Raw genomic sequence first — 22,424 nt, forward strand, 5'->3', positions numbered from 1 at the left:
GGTTCAGGGTCGGCATTGAGCATGCGGGACGGCAGCCGTCCGGTATCCGGCAATGATACGCGACCGCGCCGGGCCTCGCGCCGGCTCAGCGGCCGCGCAGCGCCTGCAGGCGCGCCTGCACCATCGATGCCTTCATGTCGCGCACGGCCTTTTCCCAGCCGTCGAACACCGCCTGGGCCACGATGGCATGGCCGATGTTGAGCTCGGCAATACCATCCAGGGCGGCAATGGGAGCCACGTTGCCATAGTGCAGGCCATGGCCGGCGTTGACCCGCATGCCATGGCGCAGGCCCTCGGCCAGCGCGGCGCGCAGGCGGTCGAACTCGGGCCCGGCCTGGGCGTCGGACGCTTCGGCGTAGGCTCCGGTGTGCAGCTCGATGACCGTGGCGCCAGCCTGAGCCGCCGCCTGGATCTGGACGGGCTCGGGATCGATGAACAACGATACCCGGATACCGGCATCGTGCAGGCGTGCCACGGCATCGCGCACGGCGGGCAGTGCCCCGGCGACATCCAGCCCGCCTTCGGTGGTGAGTTCGGTGCGTTTCTCGGGCACCAGGCAGACGTCGCTGGGGCGCACGGCGCACGCGATCTCGAGCATTTCCGGCGTGACCGCGCATTCGAGATTCATGCGGGTGCGCAGCAGCGGCCGGATGGCATGCACGTCGGCATCCTGGATATGGCGGCGGTCTTCGCGCAAATGCAGGGTGATCAGGTCGGCGCCGGCATCTTCGGCGCGCAGCGCGGCCGCCACCGGGTCGGGATAGACCGTGTGGCGCTGCTGGCGCAGCGTAGCCACGTGATCGATATTGACACCCAGTTCTATCATGGTGCTTTGGTAGACGATACTTGCGTGGCTTCGGCCCAGCCCCCGCCCAATGCCTTGTACAGCTCGACCCGGTTGTTCAGCGCTTCCAGGCCCGCCTGGACCAGGCCCAATTGGGCGCTGAAGAAATCGACCTGGGCCGTCTGCACTTGCAGGTAGCTGTCGATGCCGTTGGTGTAGCGCAGGTTGGACAATTCCAGCGTGCGGGCGGTGGAAGTCTGCAGCGAACGCAGCGCATCGAGCTGGGCGCCGTAGGTGGCCTCGCCGGCCAGGGCGTCGGAGACTTCCTGGAAGGCTTGCTGGATGGTCTGCTCGTACTGCGCCACGGCGATGTTGTCGCGCGCCTTGGCCAGGTTCAGCCCTTCGCGGATACTGCCGCCGGCAAAGATGGGCGTGGTGATGGAAGGCGTGAAGTTCCAGGCCCGTTGACTGCCTTCGAACAGCGACCCCATCGACGGACTGGCGACCCCCAGCATGCCGGTCAGCGAGATGGTGGGGAAGAACGCCGCGCGTGCCGCGCCGATATTGGCATTGGCCGCCTTCAGCTGGTTCTCGGCCGCCATGATGTCGGGACGGCGTTCCAGCATGTCGGACGGCAGGCCGGCCGGCACCGTGGCCAGCAACTGGTCGCGGCCGAACTCCGCCGGCGGCGGCAGGTCGGCCGGCAGCGGCGTGCCCACCAGCACGGTCAGGGCATTGATGGCCTGGGCCCGTACCCGCGCCAGTTGCGCCAGATCGGCCGAGGCCGAGTCGAGCAGGCCCTTGGACTGGTTGAGGTCGAGCTCGGAGGCCACGCCGCCGTCGAAGCGGCGCTTGACCAGGTCGTAGGATTCCTGGCGCGACGCCAGGGTCTTGCGGGTAAGGTCCAGTTGGACTTCGGCGGCGCGCTGGGTGAAATAGCTTTGCGCCACCGCGCCCACCAGGGTGATATGCACGCTGCGCTGGGCCTGCTCGGTCGACAGGTACTGCTGGTAGGCCGCCTCGGACAGGTTGCGCAAGCGCCCGAACAAGTCGATTTCGAAGGTGGTCAGGCCGATGCCCGCCTGAAAGCTGTTGGTGGTCGACGGCGCGTCTTCGCCACCCAGGCGCATATTGGCCGGCGTGCGCTGGCGCGTGCCTTCGGCGCCGGCGCCGATGCTGGGCCATTGTGCGCCGCGCTGCACGCCGTACTGGGCACGGGCCTCTTCCACCCGCTGCACGGCGACGCGCAAATCGCGGTTGTTGACCAGCGACAGCTCGATCAGGGCCTGCAGGCGTTGATCGCGGAAGAAGTCGCGCCAGCCGATGTCGGCCGCCGGCACGGCGCCCGCGGGCGCCACGTCCTGGGCAGGCTGTTCCGACAAGGACGTGGGCTGGTTGTACGCGCCGTACTGCACCTTGGGCTGCGCGGGCCAATCGCCCGGCACGGGCGGTTCGGGCCGCTTGTAATCGGGCGCCAGCGAGCAGCCGGCCAGCACCGCCGCCAGGCACGCCGACAGCGCGGTTCGTTTGTACGTCAGGGCTGTCATTCCTTGCCCTCCTGGCTGGGGGCCGCGGACGGCCCGTTGCCGGATTGATCGGGCGCCGCTTCGCGGGCGCGCTTGGCGGCCTGCTCGGCTTCGAATTCCTTGAGCTCGTTGCCCAGCAGGCGCGGCTTGGTCTTGAAGAGGCTGAGCACCACCACGAAGAAGGTAGGCACGAAGATCACCGCGAACGGCGTGGCCGCCAGCATGCCGCCCAGCACGCCGATACCCACCGCGCGCTGGCTGGCTGCGCCCGCCCCCGTGGCGATGGCCAACGGGATCACCCCCAGGATGAAGGCCAGCGAGGTCATCAGGATGGGGCGGAAGCGCAGGCGCGCCGCCTCGATCGTGGCCTCGTACAGGCCCATGCCGCGGGCGTGCTGGTCTTTGGCGAACTCGACGATCAGGATGGCGTTCTTGGCGGCAAGGCCGATCACGGTGACCATGCCCACCTGGAAGTACACGTCGTTGGACATGCCCAGGACGGACACCAGCGCCACGGCGCCCAGCATGCCCAGCGGCACCACCAGCATCACCGACAGCGGGATGGCCCAGCTTTCGTACAGCGCCGCCAGCACCAGGAACACCACCAGCAGCGACAGGCCCATCAGGATGGGGGCCTGGCTGCCCGCTTGGCGCTCTTGGTACGACAGGCCGTTCCATTCGTAGCCGAAGCCGGACGGCAGCTGGCCCACCAGGCGCTCCATTTCGGCCATGGCCTCGCCGGTGGTGTAGCCGGGCGCCGCGTCGCCGCCGATACGCATCGACTCGTAGCTGTTGTAGCGCACCACCTGCACCGGCCCTTGGGTCCATTTGGCCGACACGAAGCTGGACAGGGGCACCATGCCGCCCTGGGTGTTGTTGACGTTCATCCGCAGGATGTCTTCGACCTGCATGCGGTGGCGGGCCTCGGCCTGCACCCAGATGTTCTGCATGCGCCCCATGTTGGGGAACTTGTCGATGTAGGCCGAACCCAGCGCCGTGGAGAGCAGCGTGGCGGCCGCGTCGAAGTCCACGCCCAGGGTGGCGGCCTTGTCACGGTCGATGGTCAGGTTCAGTTGCGGGCCATCGCCCAGGCCGGTAATACGCACCTGCGACAGCACGGGGCTCTTCATGGCCAGGCCCATCAACTGGCCGGTGGCCTGGGCCAATGCCTCGCTGCCTGCGTTGGCGCGATCCTGCAAGCGGAAGTCGAAGCCGCTGGCATTGCCCAGCGAGGAAATCGCGGGCGGCACCAGCGTGAAGACCTGCGCGTCATGGATGCCCATCAATTGCTTCTGGAAAGCGGCAAACGCGATCGCGCCAGCCGAATCCTGGGGTTCCTTGCGCTGCGAGAAGTCTTTCAGCGTCGAGAAGGCGATGGCCGCGTTCAGGCCGTTGCCGTTGAAGCTGTAGCCCTGCACCGTGATGATGTTCTCGACCGCGGGCTGCGACATGAAATACTGTTCGACCTGCTCGAGCACTTCGACGGTGCGGTTGGCGCTGGCGCCGGTGGGCAATTCGATGTTGCTGACCACGTAGCCCTGGTCTTCTTCAGGCAGGAAGGACGACGGCAGGCGCAGGTACAGCCAGCCCAGCAACACCACCAGCAGCAGGAAGAACAGCATCATGCGGCCGCCCTTGTGCAGCATGCGCGCGACCCAGTTCTGGTAGTTGTGCGTGGTGGCATCGAACTTGCGGTTGAACCAGCCGAAGAAACCCTTCTTGTCGACGTGGTGGCCCTTGGGAATGGGTTTCAGGATGGTGGCGCACAAGGCCGGCGTGAATGTCAGGGCCAGGAAGGCCGAGAAGAAGATCGACACGGCCATGGCTACCGAGAACTGGCGGTAGATGACGCCCACCGAACCGCTCATGAAGGCCAGCGGCAGGAACACCGTGACCAGCACCAGCGTGATACCCACGATGGCGCCGCTGATCTGCGGCATGGCCTTCTTGGTGGCCTCTTTGGGCGGCAAGCCTTCGGTGGCCATGATGCGCTCGACGTTCTCGACCACCACGATGGCATCGTCGACCAGGATGCCGATGGCCAGCACCATGGCGAACATGGTCAGTACGTTGATGGAAAAGCCCAGCGCCAGCATCACCGCGAACGCGCCCAGCATGGCCACCGGCACGACCAGGGCCGGGATCAGGGTGTAGCGGACGTTCTGCAGGAACAGGAACATCACCAGGAACACCAGCACCATGGCTTCGCCCAGGGTGTGCACCACCTGCTCGATGGATACCTTGACGTAAGGCGCGGTGTCGTAGGGAATGTCGTACTTGATGTCGCCCGGGAAATACTGGGACAGCGATTCCATCTGGGCCCGCACGCCTTCGGCCGTGGCCAGGGCGTTGGCATCGGGCGACAGCACGATGGCGAAGGCCGCGGTGGGCTTGCCGTTCAGGCGCGCGCCGAACTGGTAGTTGTCGGCGCCGACCTCGATGCGCGCGACGTCGCGCATGCGCACGGACGAACCATCGGTGTTGGCGCGCAGCACGATATTGCCGAATGCCTCTACCGTGGACAATTGCCCGTTGACGATCACCGTGGCGGTGGCACGCTGGCTGGCGGGGTTGGGCGGCGCGCCCATGCTGCCCGCCGAGATCAGGAGGTTTTGCCGGCTGATGGCCGCGTTGACATCGGATGCGCTGAGGTTGAAACCCACCAGCTTGTCGGGATCGATCCAGATGCGCATGGCGCGCGGCGCGGCGAACAACTGGAACTGCCCCACGCCAGGCACCCGCGACACCGGGTTCTGCACGTTGCGGGTGATGTAGTCGGCCAGCGCGGTCTGGTCCAGCGTGCCGTCGGTGGACGACAGCGTGACGATCATCAGGAAGCCGGCGCTGGTCTGCTCGTAATTGATGCCCTGCTGCGACACGGCCACCGGCAATTGCGCAGACACGTTGGACACGCGGTTCTGCACGTCGACCTGCGCCAGGTCGGGATCGGTGCCCGGCGCAAACGTGGCGGTGATCTGCGACTGGCCATACGAGTCACTGACGGACTCGTAATACAGCAGGCCCTTGGCGCCGTTGAGCTGGTCTTCGATGATACTGGTGACCGACTCGGCCACTTCCTTGGCCGAAGCCCCCGGATAAGTGGCCGTGATGGTGATCGCCGGCGGTGCCACGTCGGGGTACTGCGAGATCGGCATGTTGGGAATAGCCAACAGCCCGGCCAGCAGGATGAACAGGGCAACTACCCAGGCGAAGATCGGTCTTTCGATAAAAAATTGCGGCATGTGGGCCAACTCTGAAAGTGCTCACGAAAACAGGAACGCGGCGCATCGCGCCGCGTGCCGTTCAGGACTTCTGCCCCGGGGCCGGTTCCTGGGGCTTGGCCCCTTCGCCACCGGCGGGCGCGCCGCCTGCTGGCGGGGCGGCCTTGCCGGCGCCCCCGGGGTTCCAGGGGGAAGCCTCTACAGGTGCGCCGGGACGGATTTTCTGGAAACCCTCGACCACGACCACGTCGCCCGCCTTGAGCCCGCTGGTAATGAGCCACTGATTGTCGACCACCGACCCGGTGGTAACAGGCACCTGCTCGATCTTTTTGTCCTTGACCAGCATCAGGCTCTGCATGCCGTCGGCGGTACGCTGCAAGGATTGCTGGGGCACCAGCAGCGCCTGCTGGTCGATGCCTTCGTCGACACGCACGCGCACGTACATGCCGGGCAGCAGGATGTGGTCGGGGTTCGGGACCTCGGCGCGCAGGTTCACCTGGCCGGTGGTCGGGTCGACCGTGATGCCGGTAAACAGCAACTTGCCGGGATGAGCATAGATAGAGCCGTCTTCGAGCACCACGCTGACCCGCGCAGCATCCGGACCGACGCGCTGCATCTGCCCGCTGGCGAACGCCCTGCGCAGCTTGGCCAGGTCGGTGGTGCTTTGCGTGAAGTCGATATAGACCGGATCGAGCTGCTGCACCAGCGCCATCTGCGTGGCCGAGGTGGACTCGACCAGCGCGCCTTCGGTGACCAGCGGCTTGCCGATGCGCCCGGTGATGGGCGAGGTGACATCGGTATAGCCCAGGTTGATCAAGGCCGTATCCAGATTGGCCTTGGAGGCGGCTACCGCGGCTTCGGCCTGGCGGCTGCTGGCGACGGCGTTGTCGTATTCCTGTTTGCTGACGGCATTGGCCTTGACCAGCGGCGCATAGCGATTGGCCAGCGCCTTGGCGCTGAACAGGTCGGCCTGCGATTGCTTGAGCTGGGCGGCGGCCTGGTCGCGTGCGGCCCGGTAGGGTGCCGGGTCGATCTTGAACAAGAGCTGCCCGTCCTTGACGTCACCGCCCTGCTCGAATTCGATCTTTTGCACGATGCCGGTGACGCGCGCGCGAATTTGCGCATCGCGCACTGCGTCGACGCGACCCGGCAGGTCGGACACGATCGAGGCGGCTTTGGGCTGGACGGTAATGACGCTGACCTGCGGCATGCCCGGATTCATGTGCGGTTGTTCTTTGCAGCCTGCCAGGGCCAAGGCGACAAGCACGGCGGCACCGAATCCCGAGACACGATGAGGCGAAAAACGCATGGATTCCTCACGGAGTAGAACCGTGGCGCGCGAGCCCGCGCGCACGGGACCGAACGCATGGAGAGGCGTCCGGGAAGCCCGTTAATGTACCGTATTTTGGCTATAAAACGGCAGCTTTTCACGCATTCTTGCTGTATTGCGCACTGTATTTCGCTTCGGAGGCGCCCGCCTCGGCAATCAGATGGCCCAGGAATACGTAGCCCATGCCATGTACCGTATGCAGCGGCAGGGTGATGCCCATGTCGCGCACTTTCTTGCGCAGCCGGCTGATGGACACGTTGATGGTGCGCAGGTTGGACTGCGGCAAGGCCTGCGCCAGCGCCTCGCGCGCGAGCTCGCGCTGCGGGCTGGCCAGCAGGCACAGGAAGCATGCGCGCTCGATGGTGGTCAGGTTCAAGTGCTTTCCGTTGGGCATGACGAGCACCCAACCCTGGTACATCAGGCCCCACCAGCCATCGTTGCCACCGCTGCCCGCATTTGGCGCAAACTGGGCGTGATGGGTAAAGGAATAGGCGGAGTGGGGGATGGCCATGTTGGTCTCAGGGGAATTGGCGACGCGTTGCAATGCCGCGACAGTGAGCGACGAGACTGGCACATTGAATTGCCCGTCCATACGAAAGGCTACCTGGCATACGGCCGCTGCCACCCTGCGCGGCATCCAGGCAAAGCCAAAATCGGACGGTTCTTATCCGCGAAATGCGTCAAGCCTGGGTTGGCGCCACGGCGCCTGGCCGGGGGTCAACGCGGCGGGCGGTGGATGTCGTGCGTGACGAAGCCCTGGCCGGGCGACGGCCGTTCGAGCACGGCAGGATCGGCCAATGTACGTTGGATATCGGTAAGCCCGCTTTGCCAATGGTCGCGCATGGCTTCGGAGCCGAACTCGTAGTCTTTCGAGTTGCGCTCGTAGCGCTTGGCTTCGTAGATCAGGTTGATGACGTTGACCGCCGGGGTGCAGGCCAGCTCGCGGATGTCGGCCAGTTCGGCGCTGTTGCGCTCGTGCTCGGGCAGGCGCTCGAGCAGGCGCTGCAAGCCGTGGCGCAGCTTGAGCACCCGCTGAAAGGTGTTCGTGACGGTACGGGTGCGGCTGGAATACTGGATGTCTTTTTGCCGCTCGGCCACTTCTTCCAGGGTGGTGGGCAGCGGCCCGCGCGCCGGCCACAGGTCGACCTGGAAGGCCAGGGTGTCGCGCATGGGGTGCGCCGACAGCACGTGCGCCAGCGGCGTATTCGAGACCACGCCGCCGTCCCAGTAGTATTCGCCGTCGATTTCCACGGCTGGAAAGCCCGGCGGCAGCGCGCCCGAGGCCATGATGTGCTCGGCCCGCAAAGTGATGCGGGTGCTGTCGAAGTAGGCGAAATTGCCGGTACGGACATTGACGGCGCCAAAGCTGGCCCGCACATCGCCCCGGTTGAGCAGATCGAAATCCACATACTGGCGCAGCGTGGCCGCCAGCGGTGCGGTGTCATAGAAGCTGGTGGCGGCCGGCCCGCCGCGCAGCCAGTACGGCGGCGGGTAGCGCGGCTTGAAAAACCCCGGCTGCCCGGACATCAGGGCCTGGAACGCGGCCATTTGGCCGTTCATGGCCGGCGAGCCGAAGCCGAACGGGATGCCCTGGAACATTTGGGCCAGGGTATCGCCCCAGGGCAATGTCGAGAAACCCGTGGGGCGGCAGATGCTTTCCCAGAACCCGCGCAGGCGCTCGGCGCGCTCGTCGGGCGGCGAACCGGCGATGATGGCGGCATTGATCGCCCCGATCGAGATGCCGGCGATCCAGTTCGGACGGATGCCGGCTTCGTGCAAGCCTTGGTAGACCCCGGCCTGGTACGAGCCCAGGGCCCCGCCGCCCTGCAGCACCAGGGCCACCGTGTCGTAGCGGGAAACGGTCGGCTGGCGCCGGCCGCGCCGGGGCACCCCCGCGGTGCTCATTTGGTTCGGGCGGGCAATTGCAGCGCCGCGTTGCCCGCGCGGAACGGATAGCGGCTGAATATCTGCGCCACACTATTGTCGACATTTGGCGAAGACGCGGCCGCGCCGACGTTGTCAATGATGCCGGCGCTGACGCCTTCCCATACCAATTGCTTGCGCTTGGCGTCGATCAGGTCGATATTCAGCGTGCCTTCGTTGTACTGGTAGACGTCGCTACCCCAGCCGTAGCCAGGCCAACCGCCATAGAAACCAGCGCGGTACCCGTAGTAAGGCCCAGGCGGCGCCGGCGTGACTTCGGTTTTCTGTTGCAGCTTGGCGTTGAAATTGATCAGCAGATCGGGCGATTGCGCGTCGTAGGTATAGCCGCGCATTTCCATCTGGCTGCGCGTGGCGGTTTTCAGGCGTTCAGTCAGCAACGAGCTGTAGCCCGCCTTGTCAGTGCCCAGGGGCGACATGAATCCGAAGCTGCGATAGTTGGCGAAATCGGCGCCATGATCGTAGTCGCTGCGGATGGTGGGCCCGGAGGCGCAGGCCGACAACAAGCTGGCCACGGCCAGGGCAGGCAAGAGCGCGATGCGTTTCATTGGGGTCTCCGCGAGAAGGTCGCGCACGAATCATGCCGTGAAGCCTGCAAACTTGCAATGCAATCTCATTCGCATCCATGCCTCTTCCATGCATCAAGGGGGTGCGCCGCTACACTATGCACTGCTTTCCATCTTCCTGCCATGGCCACACCTGCTCTTGAACTCGACGGCTCGATCTGGCTGCGCGCCGGCACCCAGACCTGGGGCGGCAAGAACCGCATCGACCTGCTGACCCAGATCGACGCCACCGGCTCGATCAGCGCGGCCGCACGCGCGGTGGGCATGAGCTACAAGGGCGCCTGGGATGCCATAGACGCCATGAACAACCTGGCCGGCGAACCCCTGGTGCTGCGCGCCACGGGCGGCAAAGGCGGCGGCGGCGCCCGCCTGACCGATCGCGCACACAAGCTGGTGGCCACTTTCCAGGCCCTGGAAACCGAACACCGGCGCGTCATGGCCCACCTGGCGCAAGCCGGCCTGGACGCCGCCGGCGACCTGAACCTGATGAGACGCATCATGCTGAAGACCAGCGCCCGCAACAAGCTGCTGGGCATCGTCAGTGCCATCCGCACCGGTGCGGTCAATGACGAAATCCGCCTGCGCATCGCGGGCGGCCACGAGATCGTGGCCACCATCACGCGCGAAAGCACGGTCGAACTGGCCCTGGAGGTAGGCACCGAGGCGATTGCGCTGGTGAAGGCGCCTTCGGTGCTGATCGCCCTGCCCGGCGACGGCATGCGGCTGTCGGCGGGCAACCAGTTGCCCGGTGTCGTGGCCCAGGTGCGCACGGGTGCGGTCAATAGCGAAGTGATCCTGGACCTGGATGGCGGCGGCACGATCGCGGCCATTGTCACGCAGGACAGCGCGCAAGCGCTGCAACTGGCGCCGGGCATGCCGGCGCTGGCGGTGTTCAATGCCTCGAGCGTGATCCTGGGCGTGGTGGCCTAGCGGCGAGAGCCTCGGACAAGCCTTGCGGACGATAGGCGCCAGGCAGCCAAGCACATCCGGCGGCCATCAGCCCAGCAGCAGCGCGTCGTCGGACAGCTTTTCGCCCCGCACCCGCTCGAACATGGCCAGCAGGTCGGGCACGTCCATGCCCTTGCGCTGGTCGCCCGAGACATCCAGCACTACCTGCCCCTGGTGCAGCATGACCGTGCGTTCGCCGACGTCGAGCGCCTGGCGCATGCTATGGGTGACCATCATGGTGGTCAGCTTGGTTTCGGCCACGATGCGCGCGGTCAGTTGCAGCACGAAATCGGCCGTGCGCGGGTCCAGCGCCGCCGTGTGCTCGTCGAGCAGCAGGATGCGCGAAGGCTGCAATGCCGCCATCAGCAGGCTGACTGCCTGCCGTTGCCCGCCGGACAGCAGGCCGATGCGGTCGGTCAGGCGGTTTTCCAGACCCAGGCCCAGTGTGGCCAGGCGCTCGCGAAAGCCAGCGCGCATGGCAGCCTTGACCGCGCGGCCGAAACCGCGGCGCGCGCCGCGCAACTGCGCCAGCGCCATGTTTTCTTCGATGGTCAGGTCTTCGCAGGTGCCGGCCATCGGGTCCTGGAACACGCGTGCCACCCTGCCGGCACGCTGCCAGACCGGCTCGCGGGTGACGTCGGCGCCGTCGATCTCGATGCGGCCGGAATCCACGGGCAGGTCGCCCGATACGGCGTTCAGGAACGTGGACTTGCCGGCGCCGTTGGAACCGATGACCGTCACGAATTGCCCGCTGGGGATCTCGAGCGACAGGCCTGTCAAGGCCCGCGTCTCGATGGGGGTGCCGGCATTAAATGTGATTTTCAGGTCTTGCGCGCGCAGCATGGTCAGGCTCCTTTTTTGCCGATCAGGCGGCGCTTCATCATGGGAATCACCAGGGCAATGGTGACCAGCACGGCGGTGACCAGGTTCAGGTCTTGCGCCTGCAGGCCGATGAAGTCGCTGTTCAGGGCCAGCGCAATGAAGAAGCGGTAGACGATGGCACCCACGATGACCGCCAGCGTGGCCAGCACCAGCTTGCGCGACGGCAGGATGCTTTCGCCGACGATCACCGCTGCCAGGCCGATGACGATGGTGCCGATGCCCATCGAGATATCGGCCCCGCCCTGGGTTTGCGCGAACAACGCGCCGGCCAGCCCCACCAGCGCGTTGGACAGCGCCATGCCGGCCAGGATCATGCCGCCGGTATTGACGCCCTGGGAGCGCGCCATGCGGCCGTTGGAGCCGGTGGCGCGCATGGCCAGGCCGGTCTGGGTGGCCAGGAACCAGTCAAGCAGAAGCTTGACGATGATCACTACCCCCACCAGGATCAGCGGCCGTGCCACGTAGTCGCTGAGCCACTCGGGCTGCAGGATGGTGAATACGGTGGACTCGGTGATCAGGGGCACGTTGGGCCTGCCCATGATGCGCAAGTTGACGGAATACAGGGCGATCATCATCAGGATGCTGGCCAGCAGGTCCATGATGCGCAGCTTGACGTTGAGCCAGCCGGTGATCAGCCCCGCCACGGCACCCGCCGCGGTGGCGGCCAGGGTGGCCGAGAACGGATCCACGCCGCCCGAGATGAGCGTGGCGGCGACCGCGCCGCCCAGGGGGAAGCTGCCGTCCACGGTCAGGTCGGGAAAACGCAGCAGCCGGAAGGAAATCAGTACGCCCAGCGCGACCAGGCTGAAAATCAGGCCGATTTCCAGGGCGCCAAGCAAAGAGAACAGGGACATGAATCGACTCTGGCCAGCCGTGTCTTGTGAACCCAGCCGGCGCTGCCTTGAATTGTGTTCGGTGAATTAAAGCACGCGCCGCCGGCCCTGCGGGACCGGCGGCAGCGGATTACTTGACGACCTCGGCGGCCGACTTCAGCAGCGCGTCGGGCAGCGTGACGCCCTGCTTGGACGCGGCGCCCGGGTTGACGAACAAGCGCAGGTTGGAACTGGTTTCCGACGGGATGGCGCCAGGCTTCTCGCCCTTCAGGATGCGCACCACGATCTTGCCGGTTTGCACGCCCAGGTCGTGGTAGTCGATACCCAGCGCCGCGATGGCGCCGCGCTTGACGCTGTCGGTATCGGACGCCACCAGCGGGATCTTGGCGTCGTTGCCGACCTTGACCAGCGATTCATAGGCCGACACGACGTTGTTGTCGGTGTTGGTATAGATGACATCGACCTTGCCGATCAGGCTGCGCGCGGCCGAGGCCACGTCGACCGTACGCGGCGCGGCGGCCTCGACCAGCGTCATGCCGGCCTTGGGCAGCAGGTCTTGCAGCTGCTTGACCACCACCACCGAGTTGGCCTCGCCGGGGTTGTAGACCATGCCCACGCGCTTGGCCTCGGGCACGACCTTCTTGATCAGTTCGATTTGCTTGTCGAGCGCCAGCAGGTCGGATACGCCGGTGACGTTGGTGCCCGAGGCACCCATGCTGGGCACCAGTTGGGCCGCCACCGGGTCGGTTACGGCCGAATACACCACGGGGACATCCTTGGTGGCCGCTACCACCGATTGGGCCGACGGCGTGGCGATCGCCACGATGGCGTCGGGGCGGTCGCCCACGAATTTGCGCGCGATCTGCGCAGCCGTGCCGGTATTGCCCTGGGCACTTTGGTACTGCCACTTGAGGTTCTTGCCGGATTCATAGCCGGCCTGCTTCAGGGCGTCCTGGACGCCATCGCGCACGGCATCGAGGGCCGGGTGTTCGACAATGGCCGTGACGGCCACCGATTTCTGCTGCGCCGCGGCAGGAACAGCGTGGATAGCCAGCGCCGCCGCCAGTGCGCCCACCGTCAGAAAATGTTTTTTTCCGATCAGCATAGGGTCAACTCCTTGCACCGTTTTGGTGTTGTTTATTATCACGGCCGGCGCCGGCGGCTTCCCGCCGACCTGCCGGCCCGTGAAACCGCTAAGTCTAACGTGTCGGGCCGGGCTTGGCGGCGCGGGAAATCCCTGAAATGGTGCACGAAGGCATCCGGCCCACCACGCATGCGCGTGGGGCCGGATCGGCGCTGCCGATCAATCCAGTGTGACGCCGGAATCCTTCACCACCTTGCCCCAGCGACCGATCTCGCTATCGACGAAGGTGCCGAACTGATCGCCCGTCAGGTTCGGAATGGCCGAGCCGTTGCCTGCCCAGATTTCCTTGATCTTCGGCGTGTTCAGCGCCTTGGTGACCTCGGCGATCATCTTGTCCACCACGGGCTTGGGCGTGCCCGCCGGGGCCCACAGCGCATACCAGGTCGAGACCTCGTAATTGGGCACCCCGGCCTGCGCCACCGTGGGCACGTTCGGGAACGAGGGCGAGCGCTCGGCCGAAGCCACCGCCAGCGGCTTGATGCTGCCGGCGCGGATGTGCCCTGCCGACGAACCCAGCCCGTCGAATGCCATGTCGACCTGCCCGCCGATCAGGGCCGACAGCATCGGGCCGGCCCCCTGGTAGGGAACATCCACCAGCTTGATGCCGGTCTGCATGGCGAACAGTTCGCCGGCCAGGTGGTGGGTGCTGCCCTTGCCCGCGGTACCGAAGTTGATTTCGCCGGGACGCTTGCGCGCGTATTCGATGAACTCCTGCAGGGTGTTGACGGGCAGCTTCGACGTATTGATCACCACCACCTGCGGCGGCTGGGCCAGCAGCGCAACCGGCACGAAGTCTTTCTGGATGTCGTAGCTCAGGTTCTTGTACAGCGACGGCGCAACAGCATGATGCGCTCCTCCCATGAAGAACGTGTAGCCGTCCGGCTTGGCCTTGGCGGCCACCGCGGCGCCCACCGTGCCGCCGGCGCCGCCCTTGTTGTCCACCACCACGGTCTGGCCAAGCTGGGTGCTGAGCTGCTGGGCCAGGGGACGGGCGAAAGTGTCGGTGCCCCCGCCAGCGGGGAACGGCACGATGAGCGTGATGGGATGGTCGGGCCAATCGGCGGCGGCCGCAGGGGCCAACGCCGCGCCGGCGCCCAGTGCGGCCACCACGGCCAGGGCGCGAATAACGGAATGGTTCATTTCATCTCCTCGATTGATACAGCTCGTTGGGCTGCTTGCGTCTGGTCTTGTTATGGAAGGTGCTGCGGCAATGCAGGTGCTGCCTGTGTGCTTGGTATGTTCAGTGCCTGGTGGAATGCACCTCCTGCCGGTCAAGGGTTGTAGAGGGGACCGCCAGCCGGCCGTTCCCCGCGAGCCTGCCTACACAGTCTTGTACGATTCGCGCAGCACGTTCTTCTGCACCTTGCCCATGGTGTTGCGCGGCAACTGGTCGACCACGTGGATCTGCTTGGGCACCTTGAAATTGGCGATGCGCGACTTCAGTTCGGCCTGCATGCCCCCGGTGTCCAGCGACGTGCCCGCGCGCGGCACCACCACGGCAACCACCGCCTCGCCGAAATCCGGGTGCGGCACGCCGATCACCGCCGATTCGGATACGCCGGGCATTTCATCGATGATCAGCTCGATTTCCTTGGGGTAGACGTTGTAGCCGCCCGAAATGATCAAGTCCTTGCTGCGCCCCACGATGGACAGGTAGTCGCCGGGCACGGCGCGCCCGCCCGATTCGCCGCCCCAGCGGCCCACGTCGCCGGTGCGGAACCAGCCGTCGGCGGTGAACTCTTCGCGCGTCTTCTCGGGCATGCGCCAATAGCCGGCGAACACATTGGGCCCGCGCACCTGCACATTGCCGATCTCGCCCGTGCCCAGCGCGGTGCCGGCATCGTCGACCACCCGCGCCTGCACGCCGGGCAACGCCTTGCCCACGGTACCGCCCAGGCGTTCGCCCACGGCTGGATCGTAGGGGTTGGACGTGAGCATCACGGTTTCGCTCATGCCATAGCGCTCAAGAATGGTGTGGCCGGTGCGTTCGTGGAACTCGCTGAACGTTTCCATCAGCAGCGGCGCCGAGCCGGAAATGAACAGGCGCATGCGTGCGCAGGCGGCGCGGTTGAAGCGCGCATCGGCCAACAGGCGCACGTAGTACGTGGGCACGCCCATCATCACCGTGCAGCGCGGCAGGTAGTGCAAGGCCTGGTCGACATCGAGCCTGGGCAGCCAGATCATGCGCGCCCCGGCCAGCAGCGCACCGTGCGAGGCCACGAACAAGCCGTGCACATGGAAAATGGGCAGCATGTGCAGCAGCACATCGTCGGCGCGCCAGCCCCAGTAGCGGTGCAGCACCTGGGCGTTCGAGGCCAGGTTGCCGTGCGACAGCATGGCGCCCTTGCTGCGGCCGGTGGTGCCCGAGGTATACAGGATGGCGGCCAGGTCGTCGGCGCCGCGCGCCACGGTCTCGAACGACTGGCCCAGGCCACCCGCGGCGGCCAGCAGCGTGCCGCTGCGATCTTCATCCAGGGTATAGACGTGGCGGGTACCGGCCTGGCCGGCTACCCGCTGCATCCACGCCAGGTTCTTGCTGCTGCACACCACCACCGCGGGCTCGGCATCGCCCAGGAAATAGGCGACTTCGGTCTCGCGATAGGCCGTGTTCAGGGGCAAGTACACGAAACCGGCGCGCAGCGTGGCCAGGTACAACAGCAGGGCCTCGGGCGACTTCTCGACCTGCACCGCCACCCGTGCGCCCTCGGGCAGGCCCAGCGACGCCAGCAAGTTGGCCAGGCAGGCGCTGGCGCGATCGATGTCATCCCAGGTGTAGAGCAGGTCGGGGGTTTCCAGCGCGACCTTGCTGCGGTCGGCGGGGAAACCGCCCGCCAGTGTGGTGTACAGGTTGGCGTTGCTCACCTTGTCTAGTCTCCAGTGAATACGGGCGGCCGCCCGGCCAGGAAGGCACTGACACCTTCCTGATGGTCGCGGCTATCGGCATAAGAAAAGAAATCTTGATAGTCGGCTTCGGCCAGCGGCGTGGCCTGCAGCAGCCGGCGCGCCTGGCGTTTGTTGATGCGGGCGGCCAGCGGCGCGCCGCGCATGATACGTTCGGCGCTGGCGCGTGCCTGCGCGGCCACCTCGGCGTCAGGCACGACGCGGGTCAGCAGGCCCAGCCCCTGTGCCTCGGCACTGTCGAACACCCGCCCTTCCAGCAGAATCGCCAAGGTCGCGGCCGGGCCGGCCAGCGCCAGCAGGCCGCGCATTTCATCGGGAGCCATGGGAAAACCCAGCCGGTTGATAGGAACGCCGAAGCGCGCCGATGCGCCGGCGATGCGCAGGTCGCACTGGCAGGCGATTTCCAGGCCGCCGCCCACGCACACGCCCTCGATCTGGGCCACGACGGGATGCGGGCATTGCGCCACGGCAGCCAGGGCCGGTGCCAGCACCTGCTGATGATAATGGCGCACCTGCCGGACATCGCCGCGCACCGCCGGGAACTCGCGGATATCTGCGCCGGCGGCGAACTGTCCGCCCTGGCCGCGCACCACCACGCAACGCACGGCCGGGTCGGTGGCCAGCGCCTCGAACACACTGCGCAACTGCGCCCACATGGCAACCGTGATGGCGTTCAGGCGCCCGGGATGCGACAGCGTGACCCAGGCCAGCGCGCCCTCGCGCGCCAGCAGCACCTGCCCCGAAGGTAGCGTATCGTCGTGCATGGCCGCCCTATCCGATGCGCGCAATGCCGCGGCTGACGCGCGGCTTGCCTTCGCCGAGCCGGGTCAGGTTGGCATCCAGGTCATCCAGGTCGTACAGGTAATTGACCATCATGCCGCAAGACTGGCCCAGCCCCTTGGTCGAGGTATCGGCGGCCCAGTTCAGGCGCTCGATGCGTGCGCCATTGCCCAGGTGAAAGCGCGCCACGGGATCCAGCGGCTGGCCGTTCTTCATGGACAACAGATAATGCGCCGCCAGCTTCAGGCCCGCGCGCTGCACGACTTCTGACGGCTTGCCGCCGGCGGCCTTGGCCAGCCGCGCCGCCCAGCGTGCGCCGTCGGGCGCGCCGGCGCGGGTGCGGGCCTTGTCGCGCACAATGGCCTCGACCTCTTGCGCGCTCAGGCGCGACAGCCAGTCGACCAGGCCCGGCATGGGCGACAGCGTGGCGAACGAGCGCAGCTTGGGCAATTCCTCGAGCAGGCATTCGATGACTCGCTTGAGCAGGAAGTTGCCGAAGCTGATGCCGCGCAACCCCGGCTGCGTGTTCGAGATCGAATAGAAAATGGCCCAGCGCGCCTTGTCCAGGTCTTGCGGCGGCGCAGCCATGTCCAGCACCGTCTGCACGTTGTCGGCCATCTGCGTCGCGAAGGCCACTTCGACGAAGATCAGCGGCACGTCGGGCATCTGCGGATGGAAGTACGCATAGCAGCGGCGGTCGGGCGCCACGCGATGGCGCAGGTCGTCCCACGAGCGGATCTCGTGCACGGCCTCGTAGATGATCAGCTTTTCCAGCAGCGAGGCGGGCGAATCCCAGGTCAGCGGGCGCAGTTCCAGCAAGCCCACGTCGAACCATGCCGACAGCAAGGTTTCCAGGTCTTTGTCCAGGGCCTGCAAACCGGCCACTTGCTTGCGCCAGCGCAGCATGTCGGCGCGCAAGGCCACCAGGAAACGCAAGCCGTCGGGCAAGGCATTGAAGCGCTTGAACAGCTTCGGGCCGTGGTCGCCGCGCGGCTCGAGGCCGGCGCCGACTTGCGCCAGGCCGGCCAGCAATTCGCGCCGGCGCTTGCTGTCGGCGGCGGCATAGGCGCCGCACCAGGCGCGCGCCAGTTTGTTGGCGGCCACGTCGGTCAGGCGGGCCTGGAACAGGGGCAGGATCTCGGCGGTGCCGGGCAGTTTGCCGCTGTTGTTCCACAGGCGGCCCAGCCGGGCCATCAGGCCGGCGCTTTCCACCGCGGCGTCGTCATCCGGCAAGGTATCGCCCTCAGGCGGCCGGGCGCCGCGCGCGAACGGACTGGAGTCTAGGGCGGTCATGGGCTGCCTCCTGGGTGGGGGATGAAGAAGAATCGGGTACCGCATCGGCGGCGTCGTCGGCCTGGCTGGCCAGCAGGCGCAAGGCGTCGAGCTGGCGCAGCAGGTGCTTGCGCGCCAGGGCCTCGGCGGCATCGGGGTCGCGCGCCTTGAGGGCGGCGAAAATCGCCAGGTGCTCGGCGCACGACTCGGCGATGCGGCCCGGCACGGTCAGGCTCTTGTGGCGAAACAGGCTGAGCACCTTGCGCAGGTTGCCCACCATGTCCGACAGCCAGCGGTTGTCGGCCAAGGTCTGCACCGCTTCGTGGATCAGGAAATTCGTGTCGTAATACGCATCGACCCGGCCGGCGGCAGCATGGGCTGCCAGCGCCTGGTGCAGCGGCTCGAGCGCTGCCAGTTCGGCATCGGACGCTTTCAGGGCGGCTTCGTGGGCACAGCGCCCTTCCAGCATGGCCATCAGCGGGAAGATGTCTTCCAGGTCGCGCAGCGACAACTCGTTGACAAAGCAGCCGCGGCGCGGCTCCAGCCGGACCAGGCCTTCGGTGGCCAGCACCTTCAGCGCTTCGCGCAGCGGCGTGCGCGATATGCCCAGCAGGCCGGTCAGGCGGGTTTCATCGATCCATTCGCCACTGGCCAAGGCCTGCGACCGGATCATGGCGCGCAGGCGATCGGCGACCTCTAGATACAACGCTTGCCGGACGATGGGAGCGGTCATTGGGGGCTCGCGAGCGATTCCTGTAATTCATAATTATAGGAAAGCTCATCATACCTGCCGACCCCGGGCACGGGAAGCCCCCATGGAACTGGGGGAATCCCGCAGGTGCGGCAAATGGCGGGTCAGAGATGCAGGACGCCCGCCACGGCGTGGCGTATCAGGGCGCGGGCCCAGCGCCGGGCTGGCAGGCCGTACTGGCCTTCCACCTGCTCGGCGCGCGCCAGCAGCCGGGCCGGCGTGATGGCCAGCGGCGGGCCGGTGAAGGCCAGCACGATCTGGTTGCCTTCGTCGATCTCGGGCAGCAGCACGATACGGTCGTCGAAAGCCCGGCGCAGATTCTCGATATTGCGGCCGAAGCTTTCATGCTGGCCGAACAAATTGACCGACAGCACGCCGATTTCGCCCAGTACCCGCCGGCAATCGCGGTAGAAAGCCACCGAGTCGCGCACCGGCCCGCGTGCGGACGCGTCGTACAGGTCGACCATCAGTACCGGGCAGCGGCCCGCATGGCGCGGATCGGCCACCCAGGCGGCCGCATCGTCATGCTCCACCGACAAGCGCGGCACGCTGGGCAGGCGAAAGAACATCTGGCATACGGCCGTGACTTGCGGGTTCCATTCCACCGCGGCCACGGGGCTGCGGGTGTGCTTCAGGCAGAAGCGCGCCAGCGACCCGGCCCCCAGCCCCAGCAGCCCGATGGACTCTTCTTCGGGAGGGTCCAGGAACAGCAGCCAGGCCATCATCTGGGCGGTGTATTCCAGCACCAGGTCGGTGGGTGCCTTGATGCGCATGGCACCCTGGATCCATTCGGTGCCGAAATGCAGATAGCGGATGCCGTCGGCTTCGGAAAGCGTGGGCTGGTCGGAAGTGGCGGGAGAGCGTCGGGCAGGCATCGCGCGATTGTAGCCAGCGCGGTACCCTGTGGCCTGCCCCAGTCGCCAAGGAACACAGATGCCCGATCAGTTCTCGACCACGCAGGTTGTACGCAAAACGGTGATCCGCACGGCCGGCGGGCTGGTGGCGGCCCAGCATCGCCGGGCCGCCGAAGCCGGCGCCCAGGTGCTGGCCGCCGGCGGCGATGCAGTCGATGCGGCGGTGGCCGCCTCGTTTGCCGCGGGCGTGGTCGAGCCCTGGATGAGCGGACCCATGGGCGGCGGCGCCATGACCTTGTACCGCGCGGCCGAAGACCAGGCCAAGGTGGTGTATTTCGGCATGCGCTCGCCGGCCGGGCTGGATCCGGCCCACTATCCGCTAGCGGGCGACGGCGCCCTGTCGCCAGACCTGTTTCCCTGGCCGGCCGTGCAAGACGACCGCAATGCGCGGGGCGCCACGGCCGTGGCCGTGCCGGGCACGGTGGCGGGCATGGAACTGGCCCATGCCACCTATGGCCGCCTGCCCTGGCGCGACCTGCTGCAGCCGGCTGTGACGCTGGCTCGCGAAGGCTTGCTGGTCGACTGGTACACCACCCTGATGATCGCCGGCGCGGCGCGCTGGCTGGCGCGCGATCCCGATGCAGCGCAGATGTTCCTGGACGATGGCACCTGGCCCAAGGCCGGCGGCTGGGCGGCCGCGGCCGGACAGCGCATTGCCCTGCCGCGCGCCGCCGACACGCTGGCCTACCTGGCCGAACAAGGCCCGCGCGCGTTCTACGACGGCGATATCGGTGCCCAGTTGGCGCGCGACGTGCAAGCCAAGGGCGGCTGCCTCAGCCACCAGGATTTGCGCAATTATCGGGCCCTGCTGCAAGAGCCCCTGTCGATTCCGTATCGGGGCGGGCGCATCCATGCCGCACCGGAAATGACGGCCGGCCCCAGCCTGGCGCGCTGCCTGCAACGCCTGCAAGCCAGGCTGGCACCCGGCCAGGCGCCGGGCGCCGATGCCTTCACGGCCTACGCCGATGTGCTGCGCGAAGAATACCAATGGCGCCTGTCGAACATGGGCGACAACGAAGACCCGCGCACGCCCGCCTGCACCACGCATTTCAGCGTGGTCGACCGCCATGGCAACCAGTGCGCGGTGACGCAGACCCTGTTGTCGGCATTCGGATCGCATGTGGTGTCGCCCTCGACCGGCATGCTGCTCAACAACGGCATCATGTGGTTCGACCCCGAGCCGGGCAAGGCGAATTCGCTGGCGGCGGCGCGCCGCTGCCTGATGAATATCTGCCCGGTGGTGGGCGAAGCACAGGGACGGCGCTTTGCGCTGGGGGCCTCGGGCGGACGCAAGATCCTGCCGGCAGTGATGCAGCTGGTCTCGTTCCTGGTGGATTACGGAATGACGCTGGAAGCCGCGTTCCACCACGCCAGGCTCGACGCCAGCACCGATGTGCTGACACTGGACCCGAAACTGCCGCGCGAGGCATACGAGGCCGTGGCGGCCAGCCACCCGCATGCTTCGGCGCCGCGCACGCTATATGCCTATGCCTATGCGTGCCCGTCCGGCGTGCTGCGGCAGGATGGATACAACGAAGGCTGCACCGAGGTCATGTCGCCCTGGGGAGATGTGGCAGTGGGCGACCTGGATGCGGGTGCGGCATGACCACCAGCGCGCCGCCGAACATTTCGCTGTTGCAGATCAGGGCTTTCCTGGCGATCAGCCGCTACGGCAGTTTCACGCGCGCGGCAGAGGTATTGCATCGGACACAACCGGCAGTCACCCAGCAGATCCGTTCGCTGGAAGATTCGCTGGGCCTGAAGCTGTTCGACCGGACCACCCGCCAATTGCGCCTGACGGAAATCGGTGTCGATCTGGTGCCGGTGCTTTCCGCCATGCTTCAGCAGCTGGATGATGTTGTCGGCGCCACGCAAGACCTTCGGCACAGGCGCACCGGTACCGTGCGGCTGGGATGCTTGCCGTCGGTGGCTTCGTTGTACCTGCCCCGCCGCATCGCTGAATTCCGGCGCCATCACCCGGGGGTGTCGTTTCTGTTGAGTGATGGCCTGGGGGACCAGGTGGTGGCGATGGTCAACCGGGGAGACATCGACTTCGGCATCACTGATGTGCCGCAACCCGCGTCCGAGCTGATGATCCACCCGCTGCTGCAAGAGACCATTTGCCTGCTGTACCTGGAAGGCCATCCTGTCCAGGAAGCCGAAAGCGTGGATATCGACGAGCTTTCCAGGCACGACTTGATATTGATGGCACCCGGCAGCACGGTGCGGCGTATTGTCGATACGGCGTTCGCCGCCCATGGCAGGATTGCAATGGCCACCTGCCAGGCTTCATACAACACCACCGCGATCGGGATGGTCCAGGCCGGACTGGGTGTTGCCCTGCTGCCGGCAAGCGGCTTCGACCTGGCACTGGACCCCCGCTTGCGCACCCGCCCCGTCGACATCGCGGGCCTGGACCGGCAACTGAGTATCGTCCGGCTCAAGAACAAGGCATTGCCGCCTTCGGCACAGGCTTTCATGGCCATGCTGAAGGCCGAGAAAGCCTTGCGATCACTGCGCGACTGAGCGCTTATTTATAAGAATAATTAATTTTTCTTGAAAAATATCTAATTTAACTAATATATCCGCGCCCCGTAGCATTGCCCGTGTCAGGAAAGACTCCGCCGCAGC

General features: G+C 66.4%; 19 protein-coding genes. 3 read left to right on the forward strand and 16 right to left on the reverse strand.

The window, feature by feature from the left end; genetic code table 11:
* Positions 1-85: 85 nt before the first annotated feature.
* The 7 genes from KW845_RS28370 to KW845_RS28400 form a co-directional block, all read right to left on the reverse strand.
* Positions 86-826, reverse strand: a complete 741-nt coding sequence (locus KW845_RS28370) for a pyridoxine 5'-phosphate synthase (RefSeq protein ID WP_218372755.1) — start codon at positions 824-826, stop codon at positions 86-88.
* Positions 823-2,331 carry an efflux transporter outer membrane subunit gene (locus KW845_RS28375; RefSeq protein ID WP_218372756.1) on the reverse strand — a complete coding sequence of 503 codons (1,509 nt, stop codon included), beginning with the start codon at positions 2,329-2,331 and terminating at the stop codon, positions 823-825. Before KW845_RS28375 ends, KW845_RS28370 begins: the two co-directional genes overlap by 4 nt.
* Positions 2,328-5,552 (reverse strand): efflux RND transporter permease subunit, encoded by a 3,225-nt coding sequence (locus KW845_RS28380; protein WP_218372757.1) that lies wholly within the window; start codon positions 5,550-5,552, stop codon positions 2,328-2,330. Before KW845_RS28380 ends, KW845_RS28375 begins: the two co-directional genes overlap by 4 nt.
* Before the next feature lie 61 nt (positions 5,553-5,613).
* A complete protein-coding gene (locus KW845_RS28385) occupies positions 5,614-6,840 on the reverse strand; it encodes an efflux RND transporter periplasmic adaptor subunit (protein ID WP_218372758.1) in 1,227 nt (408 codons plus the stop codon).
* A gap of 118 nt (positions 6,841-6,958) precedes the next feature.
* Positions 6,959-7,372 (reverse strand): winged helix-turn-helix domain-containing protein, encoded by a 414-nt coding sequence (locus KW845_RS28390; RefSeq protein WP_218372759.1) that lies wholly within the window; start codon positions 7,370-7,372, stop codon positions 6,959-6,961.
* A 206-nt stretch (positions 7,373-7,578) separates the two neighbouring features.
* Positions 7,579-8,766 (reverse strand): patatin-like phospholipase family protein, encoded by a 1,188-nt coding sequence (locus KW845_RS28395; protein WP_218372760.1) that lies wholly within the window; start codon positions 8,764-8,766, stop codon positions 7,579-7,581.
* Positions 8,763-9,350, reverse strand: a complete 588-nt coding sequence (locus KW845_RS28400; RefSeq protein WP_218372761.1) for a DUF4136 domain-containing protein — start codon at positions 9,348-9,350, stop codon at positions 8,763-8,765. Before KW845_RS28400 ends, KW845_RS28395 begins: the two co-directional genes overlap by 4 nt.
* A 141-nt stretch (positions 9,351-9,491) precedes the next feature.
* Here KW845_RS28400 and KW845_RS28405 point away from each other — a divergent pair, with 141 nt between their 5' ends.
* Entirely contained in the window at positions 9,492-10,298 is an 807-nt protein-coding gene (locus KW845_RS28405; RefSeq protein WP_218372762.1) for a TOBE domain-containing protein, read from the forward strand.
* A 66-nt stretch (positions 10,299-10,364) separates the two neighbouring features.
* On the opposite strand, the gene KW845_RS28410 is transcribed toward KW845_RS28405, so the two are convergent.
* The 9 genes from KW845_RS28410 to KW845_RS28450 all read right to left on the reverse strand — a co-directional run bounded on the left by KW845_RS28410 (position 10,365) and on the right by KW845_RS28450 (position 19,754).
* Positions 10,365-11,159 (reverse strand): ABC transporter ATP-binding protein, encoded by a 795-nt coding sequence (locus tag KW845_RS28410; protein ID WP_218372763.1) that lies wholly within the window; start codon positions 11,157-11,159, stop codon positions 10,365-10,367.
* A gap of 2 nt (positions 11,160-11,161) precedes the next feature.
* Positions 11,162-12,052 (reverse strand): ABC transporter permease, encoded by an 891-nt coding sequence (locus tag KW845_RS28415; protein ID WP_218372764.1) that lies wholly within the window; start codon positions 12,050-12,052, stop codon positions 11,162-11,164.
* Between the two features lie 109 nt (positions 12,053-12,161).
* Complete coding sequence (locus KW845_RS28420; protein ID WP_218372765.1) at positions 12,162-13,136, reverse strand: ABC transporter substrate-binding protein; 975 nt, start codon at positions 13,134-13,136, stop codon at positions 12,162-12,164.
* A 198-nt stretch (positions 13,137-13,334) separates the two neighbouring features.
* Positions 13,335-14,315, reverse strand: a complete 981-nt coding sequence (locus tag KW845_RS28425; RefSeq protein WP_218372766.1) for a tripartite tricarboxylate transporter substrate binding protein — start codon at positions 14,313-14,315, stop codon at positions 13,335-13,337.
* Positions 14,316-14,495: 180 nt separating this feature from the next.
* Positions 14,496-16,037: a malonyl-CoA synthase gene (locus KW845_RS28430; RefSeq protein ID WP_218372767.1), complete on the reverse strand. Its 1,542-nt coding sequence runs from the start codon at positions 16,035-16,037 to the stop codon at positions 14,496-14,498.
* A gap of 5 nt (positions 16,038-16,042) precedes the next feature.
* Positions 16,043-16,840, reverse strand: a complete 798-nt coding sequence (locus KW845_RS28435) for an enoyl-CoA hydratase/isomerase family protein (protein ID WP_218372768.1) — start codon at positions 16,838-16,840, stop codon at positions 16,043-16,045.
* A gap of 7 nt (positions 16,841-16,847) precedes the next feature.
* Positions 16,848-18,149: a malonyl-CoA decarboxylase domain-containing protein gene (locus KW845_RS28440; RefSeq protein WP_218372769.1), complete on the reverse strand. Its 1,302-nt coding sequence runs from the start codon at positions 18,147-18,149 to the stop codon at positions 16,848-16,850.
* Positions 18,100-18,861: a GntR family transcriptional regulator gene (locus KW845_RS28445; RefSeq protein WP_218372770.1), complete on the reverse strand. Its 762-nt coding sequence runs from the start codon at positions 18,859-18,861 to the stop codon at positions 18,100-18,102. The genes KW845_RS28440 and KW845_RS28445 overlap by 50 nt, the downstream gene beginning before the upstream one ends.
* 122 nt (positions 18,862-18,983) lie before the next feature.
* Positions 18,984-19,754: a spermidine synthase gene (locus tag KW845_RS28450; RefSeq protein WP_218372771.1), complete on the reverse strand. Its 771-nt coding sequence runs from the start codon at positions 19,752-19,754 to the stop codon at positions 18,984-18,986.
* Positions 19,755-19,812: 58 nt separating this feature from the next.
* On the opposite strand from KW845_RS28450, the gene KW845_RS28455 reads away from it, so the two are divergent.
* Both KW845_RS28455 and KW845_RS28460 read left to right on the forward strand, forming a co-directional pair.
* The gene (locus tag KW845_RS28455; protein ID WP_218372772.1) at positions 19,813-21,399 is read left to right on the forward strand and encodes a gamma-glutamyltransferase; all 1,587 of its coding nucleotides are present in this window, start codon (positions 19,813-19,815) and stop codon (positions 21,397-21,399) included.
* Positions 21,396-22,319 carry a LysR family transcriptional regulator gene (locus KW845_RS28460; protein ID WP_218372773.1) on the forward strand — a complete coding sequence of 308 codons (924 nt, stop codon included), beginning with the start codon at positions 21,396-21,398 and terminating at the stop codon, positions 22,317-22,319. The genes KW845_RS28455 and KW845_RS28460 overlap by 4 nt, the downstream gene beginning before the upstream one ends.
* The last annotated feature ends 105 nt before the right edge of the window (positions 22,320-22,424 follow it).

The sequence above is a fragment of the Bordetella sp. BOR01 genome (assembly GCF_019218885.1).
Classification (GTDB): Bacteria; Pseudomonadota; Gammaproteobacteria; order Burkholderiales; family Burkholderiaceae_B; genus Bordetella_A.